The following is a 10591-nucleotide window of genomic DNA, read 5'->3' as shown; positions in this document are numbered from 1 at the left end:
CCCTGCTCGAGCGGAGTCGAGAGCTTGGGGGAGTCGGCAACCGACGACAACGCCGCAGATGCGCGTGCCAGACCCCGCGGCCCAGGCATGATCCGCCGGACACGACCTAGGAGCGGGCGTCCAGCAGTGTCGGGCCGACGTCGACGAAGCCTGACTTCTGCGCGACCAGGCGGCCCTTCCGCACGACCTGGAACGTCACCTCGCGGTTGACGATCCTGGGGAAGCCGGGGGTGCCGAGCATGTCCTCGTAGCGCCAGCGCAGCTCGGGTGTGAGGCCCCCGGTGTCCACCGTCAGGCCGCGGTCCAGGGTGAGCGCGATCCTGCCGGGGGTCACCTCGTGGTCGCCGAGTGCCGCCACGACCTGATTGAGGACCGTGTACGCGATCCAGGTGGTCTGGACGCCGGCGTCGGCCGGGTCGATCCGGTTGTCGCCGAAGGCGTGTTCCTTGATCACCTGCCGCATCGGCTGCCAGCGCGGGTCGCCCGCGTCCGGGTACCAGCCGGTGATGTAGGCGCCCTCGAAGGGCCCGGAGGCGCCGCCCGTACGGTCGACGAGCATCTGGTCGACGCTGCCGAGCACGGACGAGACCCGGACGTCGCGGCCGTCGGAGGGCAGCCGCCGGAACGAGTCGAAGAAGTGCGCGGTGCGTTCGCCGAGGGCGGCGGTGACGCAGCCGCGCTCCTTGCCGGCCCGCTTGCGGGAGCGGCTGGCGACGGCCGCGTACTCGCCGGCGTCCTCGGCGGCCGGGATGTCGTACGCCTCGCGCTGCTTGCTCCGGGTGAGGCCGGAGTTGAGCAGGGCGTGCAGATAGTCGCCGGCGATCGTGTCGGGCCGGACGAGGGAGACCCGCTCGCAGGAGGCGGCGAGCTGGATGCCGTTCCCGGCCAGCAGGGCGACTTGCCCGCCGTTGACCGGATAGGACAGATAGCTGGTGAATTCCTCGTCGGAGAGCCCGTATCCGCCGATGTAAGGGATGCGCGCCGCTTCCAGGATGGCCATGAAGGTGCGGCCGTGCTGGCTGTACGAGCCGACGACGGCGGCCACCTGCTCCTTGACGGCCTTGCGGGCGCAGGCGGCGGCGCCCGTCGCGGTGTTGCCTTCGTTGCACGTGATGACGCGCAGTTCGTGCCCGTTGAGGCCGCCGCGGCTGTTGGCCCAGCGGGCGTATGCCTCCGCCATCGCCGGCATTCCGGGCATATTGGTGGCTTTGGTGTCCTCGGGAGCCCAGGTCATCACGGTGACGGGCTCCCTGGAGCCCCCCGTGGCTCCAGGGAGAGCACCACAGCCGGTGAGGAGGGACGCCGCGACAAGAGCCGCCGCGGCCCTGAACTTGAGAGGGATGGGAATGCGTCGCCTACCGTTACCGGTCATGGACACGCACGCTTCCGCCTCATGGGTAACGTGGGAGTGAGCGTGGTTCAACGGTCGGTGACGTCAAGGTGAATTACGGGAGCGGCGGGCCGCGTACGGTGGGGGACTACGATCGGCACGTCTCCGCCGCGCGCGACACGTGCGCTCCAATAGCTCGTCCGGGCCGTGTCCGCAAGGACCGAGCCCACAAGGTGAACGCAGATGAACTCTTCCCGTCGCGCCCGTCGCTCCTCCACCATGGGCGGCATGCCCCTCAACGACATGCCGTGGTGGCGCTGGCGCGCCAACGTGCGCTCGGCGCTGCACATGCTCTCCGACGCCCGCTTCCACGAGGAGTGCTGGCTGGCGGGCGTCGACGGGTACGGCGACGTCACCGACGCCGTGTACCGGCTGGTCGAGGACACCTGGCTGGACAACTGGTCCGCCGAGAAGTACGTCGGGACGATATTCCGCGACTCGGGCGAGGCCGCGCTGGTGGATGTGGCGGTGCTGCGGGTCCTGCGGATCATGCACCAGGTCGGGCCGGACGCCCCCGTCTCGGCGTATCTGAACCACCACGGCTGGCCCGAGGCCGTACGCGCCGCCCGCGAGGCCCACGTCCGGCTCGCCGGCAACGACGGCGAGCACCCCGACGTGCCGCCGCAGCCACTTGACGCGCTGCGGTACATGACCGGCGCGGCCTGAGACGCGGGGTCCGCCTGACGGACGCGGCGCGAAGGGCGTCGGCGTTCTGTGGCATCCTGCGAGGATGACCGACCAGTATGTCCTCACTCTCTCCTGCCCCGACAAGCAGGGCATCGTGCACGCCGTGTCCAGCTATCTGTTCATCACGGGATGCAACATCGAGGACAGCCAGCAGTTCGGGGACCACGGGTCGGGCCTCTTCTTCATGCGGGTCCACTTCTCGGCCGAGGCGCCGGTGACGGTGGAGAAGCTGCGGGCCAGCTTCGCCGCGGTCGGGGACTCCTTCGAGATGGAGTGGCAGCTGCACCGCGCGGAGGACCGCATGCGGGTGGTGCTGATGGTGTCCAAGTTCGGGCACTGCCTGAACGATCTGCTGTTCCGTACGCGGATCGGCGCGCTGCCCGTCGACATCGTCGCGGTCGTGTCCAACCACACGGACTTCGCGGAGCTCGTCGCGTCGTACGACATCCCGTTCCACCACATCCCGGTGACCAAGGACACCAAGGCGGAGGCGGAGGCGCGGCTGCTGGAGCTGGTCCGCGGCGAGAACGTGGAACTGGTGGTCCTGGCCCGGTACATGCAGGTCCTCTCGGACGACCTGTGCAAGCAGCTGAGCGGGCGGATCATCAACATCCACCACTCGTTCCTGCCGAGCTTCAAGGGCGCGAAGCCGTACCACCAGGCGCATGCGCGCGGCGTGAAGCTGATCGGGGCGACGGCGCACTATGTGACGGCGGACCTCGACGAGGGCCCGATCATCGAGCAGGAGGTCGAGCGGGTGGGCCACGAGGTCACCCCCGAGGCGCTGGTCGCCGTCGGCCGCGACGTCGAGTGCCAGGCCCTCGCCCGTGCGGTCAAGTGGCACGCGGAACGCCGCGTCCTCCTGAACGGCAACCGCACGGTCGTCTTCGCCTGACGGCACCCTCTTCCCTTGCGCCGAGCCCCCGCCCCGGTGCTCGACAGCCCTGCCCAGGGGCCGCGCACCAGGAAACGGTGGGCCCTACATGCGGCTCAAGGACGCTGCCGCGAAGAGGACGTCCTTGATGGCGTCGCGGTCGCCGTCCTGGCCGACGGCGGCCTCCTCCGGGGAGATGTGGCCGGCGACGAGCTGGCAGAACTCGACGCCGTCCAGGGCGACCTGGGCGACCTCCTGGTCGGGGGAGCCGACGGCGGCCGGGGAGTCGAGGGCGATGTACCAGTGCCCGCCACCGGCCCCCTCGACCTCCAGATGCAGGGACCGGCCGGGCGCGCCGGCCTCGACGAGGGTGCGGGCCGGAGCGGCGAGCCCCGCACGCCGCCGGTCGGCCAGCGCGGCCGGCAGGAGCCGCGCCGCCAGGTCGATCATGCCGTGCAGGTGCGCCCCGGCGGGCGGTTCGTACGGGTAGTCCACGGCCGCCGCGATGTCCTCGGCGTGCACCCAGCACTCGAACGCCCGGTCCAGCAGCGCGTCCCGCAGGGGCAGCGAGAAGGAGCCGTAGGGGACCGACAGGTCCGCCACGCCACTGCCCGCGAACGACACCGTGCGGATCAGCGTGTGCGTCTGGTCCCGCCACGGCCCGCGGACGCACCGCTTCTCCGGGTGGTCGAACTCCTTCCAGTACGCCTCCGTCCGCTCGCCCGGGTCGTTCAGCCCGTCCCGGCGCGTCGGCCGCAGCGGGTCGTCGAGGCCCAGTGCCGCCGCGACGAGCCCGTCCACCGCCAGCAGATGACTGATGACGCCCGAGACAGTCGTCCGGCGGCTCACCTGCCGGTCGCCCTCGAACCACTTCAGCCGCACCGGCGCCTGCCACTCCGTGTGGGCGATGTCCTGGAGCAGCGCGTCGAGCCGGGCGGTCTCCGCGTCGTACGGTCCGGCCCACGCGGGCACGGGGATACGGGCGGGGCGCCGCCCCAGGCAGGTCTCCAGGACCCGGGTCCGCAGCAGCGGGTCGAGGTCCAGGTCGCGCTCGCTGTGGAGCAGCCCGACCGCGTCGCGCAGCCGCAGCGCCTCGTCGGCGCAGGGCGCGCACTCCGTCAGGTGCGCCTCGACCGCCGCGGTCTCCTCCGCCGAGCAGGCGGTCAGGGCCCACGCGCCCAGCAGGGACTTCAGGACACGGTGGGGCAGCTCGGGCATCCGGGCCGGCGTCGCGGGCTCGTCCGCGGGGTCCTGCGGGCGAGGCCGGTGCGCCAGGTCGTCGGCAGCCTTCCTCGGTGCCGGTATGCGCGGCGCTCGGCTCACCTCGTCCCCGCCGTTCCGGTCGTCGTCGCGACCGCCGCCGTCCAGCGGGCCGGTCACAGCGGCGACCCTCCTTGTCCGGGCGGCGGTGAGCCCTCCATGGGGCGCGTGTGGGCCGTGGACAGCAGCTGCAGGCCGAGCCGGAGCCGGCGCCGGGCCTCGTCCTCGGTCACGCCGAGGTGCTCGGCGGTCTGCCGGTAGTTCCGGCGCTTGAAGTACGCGCTGTCCAGCGCCTCGCGCAGGGGCGTCGGCATGGACGTGACGATGTAGTCGGCGCGGGCCGCCACCGCCGCCCGCCGCACCTTCTGCTCCAGCTCCTCCGCCGAGCCCTCGCCGTGCTCGGCGAGCGCGCGCGTCTCGGCCTGGCGGAGCCGGTGCACGGCCTGGCGGCGGGTCAGCCGGGCGATCCACGCGCGTAGGGAGCCCTCCTCGCGCGGGTCGTAGGCGTCGGGGTTCTCCCAGACGTACCCGAACACCTCTCGGGTGACCTGGTCGGCGGCGTCCTGGTCCTCCAGAACGCGGTGCGCCGTGTTGTGGACGAGCGAGGCGAACCGGTCGTACAGCTCGCTGAGCGCGGCCGCCTCGCCCCGCGCCAGCCGCTGCTGCATCTTGCGGTCCCAGCGCGGTGGTGTGTCCTTCGCCATTCTTCGAATGTAGTGCGCGACCACGACAACGCACCGCCCTTTGGGCACATGCTGGTGTCAGAGGTGGTGTGATGGTAAGGATGCCGTCACTCTCCGCCCGGGGAGTTTCAGCCGGGATCGGTGGGGCAGCTGCGACAGGAAGAACGGCCTCCGTATGGGACCGGCGACGAAAGGTTACGGCGCGTGATGCTGACGGTGGAGCGAGCCCGGCACGGCGCCTGGACCGTGTTGCACATCTCCGGCGAGCTCGACCTGGTGTCGTCGCCCGTGGTGCGCCGCCAGGTGCACGACGCGGTCGCGGACGGCCGCCACGACGTCGTACTCGACCTGTCCGGGGTGCGGTTCTGCGACTCCAGCGGCGTGGGCGTGCTCATCGCGGCGCGCCGGCTGCTGCACTCCTGCCGGGGCAACCTCCGGCTGATCCTCCCCGCTCGGGGTGCGGTCGAGGGCTCGCATGTCAACCGGGTCCTGGCGGCGCTGGGCGTACGCCGGCTGTTCGACGTCCATCCGGACGTGGCCGCGGCGACCGGCGGTGTCCCGGGCGACGGCGAGGATGCCGCGCCGCCGCTCTCCGCCTGAAGCGGCACCGGGGGCAGGGTCGCCGCGACGCGCGCTGAGGCGCGCCCGTTCTGCGCCTCCCCGATCGTGGCGTTCACGTCGTACTCTCCCGGCATGGACGAAGTGGAGTTGTACCAGCGCCGGATCGCCGCCCGGTTCACCGCCCTCGATCAGGAGGGCAGCGGCTATATCTCGCGCGAGGACTTCAGCACCGCGGCGCGGCGGCTGCTGGCCGAGTTCGGCCTGCCGTACCGCTCCGACCAGGGCCAGGCGCTGTCGCTCGGCGCCGAGGCGTTCTGGCAGGGGCTCGCGGGCATCGCCGACGTGGACGGCGACCAGCGGGTCAGCCACGAGGAGTTCGCGCACGGCGCGGTGAAGCGGCTGCGGGACAACCCGGAGCGGTTCGCGGAGATCGCCCGCCCCTTCGTCCGCGCGGTGCTGGCCGTCGCGGACGTGGACCGGGACGGGCGGGCCGAGACGGCGGGCCTGGAGCGGGCGTTGCGGGTGCTGGGCGTGGAGCCGCACACCGCCGCGCTGGCGGCCGAGTCGCTGGACACGGACCGCAGCGGGCGGGTCGACGAGGAGGAGGCCGTGGCGGCGTTCGCCCGCTACTTCATGCTGCCGTAGCGCTCGCGCAGCCTGTACTTGAGAACCTTGCGCAGCGTGTCGTTGCGCGGCAGCGCGTCGACGACCTCCAGCTGCTCGGGCAGCTTGTGCACGGCGAGGCCGTCGGCGCGGAGCCGGGCGGTGACGGCGGCGAGGGTGAGCGGTGGGACCCCGTCGTCCTGCTCCACGACGGCGCACACCCGCTCGCCCCGCTCCGGGTCCGGCAGGCCGATCACGGCGGCGTCGCGCACGCCCGGGACGCGGTGCAGCAGATCCTCGATCTCCTTGGCCGAAATGTTCTCACCCTTGCGGATGATGACGTCCTTGGCACGGCCGGTGAGCACCAGGTGTCCCGTGGCGGTCAGGTGCCCGAGGTCGCCCGTGCGGAGGTACCCGTCGGCGTCGAACGCCTCGGCGGTCCGCGCCGGGTCCAGGTAGCCCCGGCAGACGGCCTCGCCGCGCAGCCGGATCTCGCCGTCCACGACACGGATGTCCAGGCCGGCCGGGGGACGGCCCTCGGTGGTGGCGAGGTGTTCGGCGGTGTCGTCCGGCGACCCCATGGTGATCATCGGGACCTCGGTCATGCCGTAGCCGTGGGTCAGTTGGCAGCCGAGTTCGCCGACCACGGCGTGGTACAGGTCCGGGGGCTTGGGGGCGCCGCCGCCCGCGAGGAGCCGCAGTGCCGGGAGGAGCCTTTCCCCGGGCGGGAGTCTGCGCTGTTCGGCGAGGAAGAGGGAGTAGAAGGCGGTGGAGCCGCCCGCGATGGTCACGCCGTGCGCGCGGTACGCGGGCAGCGCGTCGGGCAGCGCGAACTTCTCGACGAGCAGGGCGGGGAAGCCGTACAGCAGCAGCATCACCAGGTAGTCGGGGCCGCCGATGTGCGCGAACGGGAAGGCGATCGAGCCCACGTCGTCCGGTGCCGGGCGCAGCGCGTGGGCGAGGCAGGAGCCGCCCGCGAGGAGGGACCGGTCGGTGTGCAGGACGCCTCGCGGGTCGGCGGTGGTGCCGGACGTCCAGTAGATCCAGCGTGGTGCGGTGCCGGAGGCGGGCGGCGCGGGCAGTACGGCCGGGTCGCCGTCCGGCAGCCGCTCGTACGCCTCGAAGACGCCGCGCGCGCCGACGCGGTGCGCCATCGCGGTGTGGTCGAAGCCGCGCCAGGTGCCGGGGACGGCGAAGAACTCGGCCCTGGACTCCCGGATCGCGAAGCCCGTCTCGCGGTCGCGGCAGAACGGGATGACCGGCGTCTGTACGGCGCCGAGCCGGGCCAGCGCCACGGTGAGGAGCACGGTCTCGACGCGCGTGGGCAACTGCCAGGCGACGACCGTGCCGGGCCGTACGCCCATGTGCCACAGCCCGGCCGCCACCCGCTCGGCCCGGTCCCGGAGGGCGCCGAAGGTGATGACGCGGTCGTCCTGGAGGAGGGCGCGGCCGGCGGGGGTGAGCCGGGCGCGGCGGTCCACGAGCTCCCACAGGGTGCGGGAGGTGCTCAGGGCGTGCGCGGTGTCCGTGGTGGTGGTCGTCGTCATGCCCGCCTCCGGCCGATACTGACGGTGTGTCAGATGTGAGGGCGAGCGTAGGCGGCTACGCCTTGTCGGTCCAGGGGTGCGGGGCTAGCCTGACAGGACAGTGAATCTGACGAATCGTCAGCTCAAATCCGATCGCTAGCTGCCTACGAGAGGTGGGCCCGGCCATGACGGAACTGCCGCGCATCATCAGCGTCGACGACCATGTGATCGAGCCCGCGCACCTCTTCGAGACCTGGCTGCCCGCGAAGTACCGCGACCGGGGCCCCAAGCCCCTCACCGCCGGCATCGGCGAGCTGGAGTACGTCGGCGGCAGGTACCGGATCACGATGGACCCGGACGGCCCGCCCGCCGACTGGTGGATCTACGAGGACCTCCGCTCCCCGTACAAGCGGAACATCGCCGCCGTCGGCTTCTCGCGGGACGAGATGACGCTGGAGGGGATCACGCGGGAGGAGATGCGGCCGGGGTGCTGGGACCCGAAGGCGCGGCTCGCGGACATGGATCTGAACCATGTCGAGGCGTCGCTGTGCTTTCCGACCTTCCCCCGTTTCTGCGGGCAGACGTTCGCGGAGGCGCGGGACAAGGAGGTGGGGCTGGCGTGTGTGCGGGCCTACAACGACTGGATGGTGGAGGAGTGGTGCGGGGACAGCGGAGGCCGGCTGATCCCGCTCTGTCTGATCCCGCTGTGGGACATCGAGCTGGCGGTGGCGGAGGTCCGGCGCAACGCGGCGCGGGGTGTGCGAGCGGTGACGTTCTCCGAGATACCGACCTACCTCGGGCTGCCGTCGATCCACTCGGGGTACTGGGACCCGTTCTTCGCGGTGTGCGAGGAGACCGGGACGGTGGTCAACATGCACATCGGGTCCTCGTCGCAGATGCCGGCCGCGTCCCCGGACGCGCCGCCGGCGGTGCAGGCGTCGCTGTCGTTCAACAACGCCATGGCGTCGATGACCGACTTCCTGTTCTCCGGGGTGCTGGTGCGCTTCCCCCGGCTGAAGCTGGCCTACAGCGAGGGCCAGATGGGGTGGATCCCGTACGCGCTGGAGCGGGCCGACGACGTGTGGCGCGAGCACCGCGCCTGGGGCGGGGTGCGCGACCTGATCCCGGAGCCCCCGTCGACGTACTACTACCGGCAGATCTACTGCTGCTTCTTCCGCGACAGGCACGGCATCGAAGCCATCGACACCGTCGGCCGCGACAACGCCACCTTCGAGACCGACTACCCGCACGTCGACTCGACGTTCCCGCACACCAAGCAGGTCGCCCTCGACCATGTCCAGGGGCTCGACGACGAGACGACGTACAAGCTGATGCGCGGCAACGCCATCCGCATGCTCGGGCTGGACCTGGACTGATGGACCTGTCGTACACCGCCGAGGAGGAGGACTTCCGGCACGGGCTGCGCGGGTGGCTCGCCGCCGTGCTGCCCGGCCTGCCGCCGAGGCCCGACCCCGCGGACTGGCCCGCCCGGCGCGTGTACGACACGGGCTGGCAGCGGCTGCTGTACGACGCCGGGTACGGGACCGTGCACTGGGACGCCCCGCCCGCACAGCGGCTGATCTTCCTGGAGGAGACCGAGCGCGCCGGCGCGCCGTACGTGGGCGCCAACTTCGTCGGGCTGCTGCACGCCGGGCCCACCGTCGCCGCCGAGGGCATACCCGCCCAGCGGGCCCGCTGGCTGGAGCCGATCCTGCGCGGCGACGCGGTGTGGTGCCAGGGCTTCAGCGAGCCGGGCGCCGGTTCCGACCTGGCTTCACTGCGGACCAGGGCGGTGCGCGACGGCGACGCGTACACGGTGACCGGGCACAAGATCTGGACCTCGCACGCGGAGGTGGCCGACTGGTGCGAACTGCTCGTACGGACCGACCCGGACGCGCCCAGACACCGGGGCATCACCTGGCTGGCCATGCCGATGGACACGCCCGGGGTGACCGTACGGCCGCTGCGCACGCCGGCCGGGACCGCCGAGTTCGCCGAGGTGTTCCTGGACGGGGTGCGGGTGCCGGTGGAGTACCGGGTGGGCGGCGAGAACGACGGCTGGCGAGTCACCCAGGTCACATTGGCGTACGAGCGGGGCACCGCCTTCGCGGGCGAGGTGGTGGCCTGCCGTCGGGTGCTGGGAGAGCTGGCGCGGGCGGCGCGGAAGAACGGGCGGTGGGACGACGCGGTGCTGCGGCGCCGACTCGGGCGGCTGGGCGCGGAGTTCGGGGCTCTGTGGCGGCTGGTGCAGTGGAATGTCAGCGAGGCGCAGGCGACGGACGGGGCGCCCGGGGTGGGCGGTTCGGTGTTCAAGCTGCGGTACTCGCACGCCCGGCAGGAGCTGTACGACGCGGCGGCGGCGGTCCTGGGCCCGGACAGCCTGGACGCGGACCGGGTGTGGGTCGCGGACCGGCTGTCCTCGCTCGCGTACACCATCGCGGCGGGCACGTCGCAGATCCAGCGGAACATCGTGGCCGAGCGGGTCCTCGGCCTGCCGAAGGGCCGGTGAGCGGGCGGTGCGGTTCCGGTTGACGGACGAGCAGCGGGCGCTGCGGGCGGGGGTGCGGGGGCTCCTGGAGCGGTGCTTCGGGCGGGAGCGGCTGCGGGCGGCGGTGGACGGGCCGGGGGCCGGCCCGCCCGTGCTGGACCGTGGGCTGTGGCGGGCGCTGGGCGACGCCGGGTTCTTCGCGCTGCGGGTGCCGGAGGCGGAGGGCGGTGTCGGGCTCGGGCTGCCGGAGGCGGTGCTGGCCTTCGAGGAGGCGGGGCGTGCGCTGCTCCCGGGTCCGCTGGTGGCGACACATCTGGCGGCGGGTGAGGTGCCGGGGGCGGCGGAGGGCGCGGTGGTGGTGACGGCGGTGGACGGGGCGTCGGTGGAGTGGCTGGACGCGGCGGACGTGGTGCGGGGCGATGTGGCGGGGGCGGTGCCGGTGCGGTCGGTGGACCCGCTGACGCCACTGCACCGGGTGGCGGGCGGCGCGGGGCCCGGCGGTGCGGCGGCGGGGGGCGC

The 10591-nt window shown here is 72.6% G+C and carries 11 protein-coding genes; 7 read left to right on the top strand and 4 right to left on the bottom strand.

Annotation, left to right across the window (positions count from 1 at the left end; genetic code table 11):
* Positions 1–106: 106 nt before the first annotated feature.
* Positions 107–1372, bottom strand: coding sequence for an ABC transporter substrate-binding protein (locus tag FVS66_RS25055; RefSeq protein WP_149183479.1), 1266 nt, complete (start codon positions 1370–1372; stop codon positions 107–109).
* 201 nt (positions 1373–1573) lie between these two features.
* On the opposite strand from FVS66_RS25055, the gene FVS66_RS25050 reads away from it, so the two are divergent.
* Both FVS66_RS25050 and purU read left to right on the top strand, forming a co-directional pair.
* The gene (locus FVS66_RS25050; protein WP_149183478.1) at positions 1574–2056 is read left to right on the top strand and encodes an SCO4402 family protein; all 483 of its coding nucleotides are present in this window, start codon (positions 1574–1576) and stop codon (positions 2054–2056) included.
* Positions 2057–2120: 64 nt separating this feature from the next.
* The gene (gene purU / locus FVS66_RS25045) at positions 2121–2972 is read left to right on the top strand and encodes a formyltetrahydrofolate deformylase (protein WP_149183477.1); all 852 of its coding nucleotides are present in this window, start codon (positions 2121–2123) and stop codon (positions 2970–2972) included.
* A gap of 84 nt (positions 2973–3056) precedes the next feature.
* Here purU and FVS66_RS25040 read toward each other — a convergent pair whose 3' ends face one another.
* Together FVS66_RS25040 and FVS66_RS25035 are read right to left on the bottom strand one after the other, a co-directional pair.
* Positions 3057–4331: an anti-sigma factor family protein gene (locus tag FVS66_RS25040; protein ID WP_399226243.1), complete on the bottom strand. Its 1275-nt coding sequence runs from the start codon at positions 4329–4331 to the stop codon at positions 3057–3059.
* Complete coding sequence (locus tag FVS66_RS25035) at positions 4328–4915, bottom strand: sigma-70 family RNA polymerase sigma factor (RefSeq protein WP_149183476.1); 588 nt, start codon at positions 4913–4915, stop codon at positions 4328–4330. Before FVS66_RS25035 ends, FVS66_RS25040 begins: the two co-directional genes overlap by 4 nt.
* A gap of 186 nt (positions 4916–5101) precedes the next feature.
* On the opposite strand from FVS66_RS25035, the gene FVS66_RS25030 reads away from it, so the two are divergent.
* Together FVS66_RS25030 and FVS66_RS25025 are read left to right on the top strand one after the other, a co-directional pair.
* Positions 5102–5494, top strand: a complete 393-nt coding sequence (locus tag FVS66_RS25030) for an STAS domain-containing protein (protein ID WP_149183528.1) — start codon at positions 5102–5104, stop codon at positions 5492–5494.
* A 93-nt stretch (positions 5495–5587) separates the two neighbouring features.
* Positions 5588–6100 (top strand): EF-hand domain-containing protein, encoded by a 513-nt coding sequence (locus FVS66_RS25025; RefSeq protein WP_149183475.1) that lies wholly within the window; start codon positions 5588–5590, stop codon positions 6098–6100.
* On the opposite strand, the gene FVS66_RS25020 is transcribed toward FVS66_RS25025, so the two are convergent.
* On the bottom strand, positions 6082–7605 hold the full coding sequence (locus FVS66_RS25020; RefSeq protein ID WP_149183474.1) for an AMP-binding protein: 1524 nt from the start codon (positions 7603–7605) through the stop codon (positions 6082–6084). The two genes, FVS66_RS25025 and FVS66_RS25020, sit on opposite strands and share 19 nt — an antisense overlap.
* A 164-nt stretch (positions 7606–7769) precedes the next feature.
* Here FVS66_RS25020 and FVS66_RS25015 point away from each other — a divergent pair, with 164 nt between their 5' ends.
* From FVS66_RS25015 to FVS66_RS25005, 3 genes are all read left to right on the top strand, one after another.
* Entirely contained in the window at positions 7770–8960 is a 1191-nt protein-coding gene (locus tag FVS66_RS25015) for an amidohydrolase family protein (protein WP_149183473.1), read from the top strand.
* Entirely contained in the window at positions 8960–10093 is a 1134-nt protein-coding gene (locus FVS66_RS25010) for an acyl-CoA dehydrogenase family protein (RefSeq protein ID WP_149183472.1), read from the top strand. The genes FVS66_RS25015 and FVS66_RS25010 overlap by 1 nt, the downstream gene beginning before the upstream one ends.
* A gap of 7 nt (positions 10094–10100) precedes the next feature.
* Positions 10101–10591, top strand: a 491-nt coding sequence (locus tag FVS66_RS25005) for an acyl-CoA dehydrogenase family protein (protein WP_149183471.1), incomplete at its 3' end; no start/stop codon positions are given.

This window comes from Streptomyces sp. TRM49041 (genome assembly GCF_008271805.1).
Lineage (GTDB): Bacteria > Actinomycetota > Actinomycetes > Streptomycetales > Streptomycetaceae > Streptomyces.
This window is presented reverse-complemented; position numbering and strand designations above follow the sequence as displayed.

What these genes read in the sequence shown, in the direction of transcription:
- FVS66_RS25050 (WP_149183478.1), top strand. Translation starts at nt 1,574, where the DNA reads ATGAACTCTTCCCGTCGCGCCCGTCGCTCCTCCACCATGGGCGGCATG.
- FVS66_RS25025 (WP_149183475.1), top strand. Translation starts at nt 5,588, where the DNA reads ATGGACGAAGTGGAGTTGTACCAGCGCCGGATCGCCGCCCGGTTCACC.
- FVS66_RS25035 (WP_149183476.1), bottom strand. Translation starts at nt 4,915, where the DNA reads ATGGCGAAGGACACACCACCGCGCTGGGACCGCAAGATGCAGCAGCGG.
- FVS66_RS25030 (WP_149183528.1), top strand. Translation starts at nt 5,102, where the DNA reads ATGCTGACGGTGGAGCGAGCCCGGCACGGCGCCTGGACCGTGTTGCAC.
- FVS66_RS25015 (WP_149183473.1), top strand. Translation starts at nt 7,770, where the DNA reads ATGACGGAACTGCCGCGCATCATCAGCGTCGACGACCATGTGATCGAG.
- FVS66_RS25055 (WP_149183479.1), bottom strand. Translation starts at nt 1,372, where the DNA reads ATGACCGGTAACGGTAGGCGACGCATTCCCATCCCTCTCAAGTTCAGG.
- FVS66_RS25010 (WP_149183472.1), top strand. Translation starts at nt 8,960, where the DNA reads ATGGACCTGTCGTACACCGCCGAGGAGGAGGACTTCCGGCACGGGCTG.
- FVS66_RS25020 (WP_149183474.1), bottom strand. Translation starts at nt 7,605, where the DNA reads ATGACGACGACCACCACCACGGACACCGCGCACGCCCTGAGCACCTCC.
- purU (WP_149183477.1), top strand. Translation starts at nt 2,121, where the DNA reads ATGACCGACCAGTATGTCCTCACTCTCTCCTGCCCCGACAAGCAGGGC.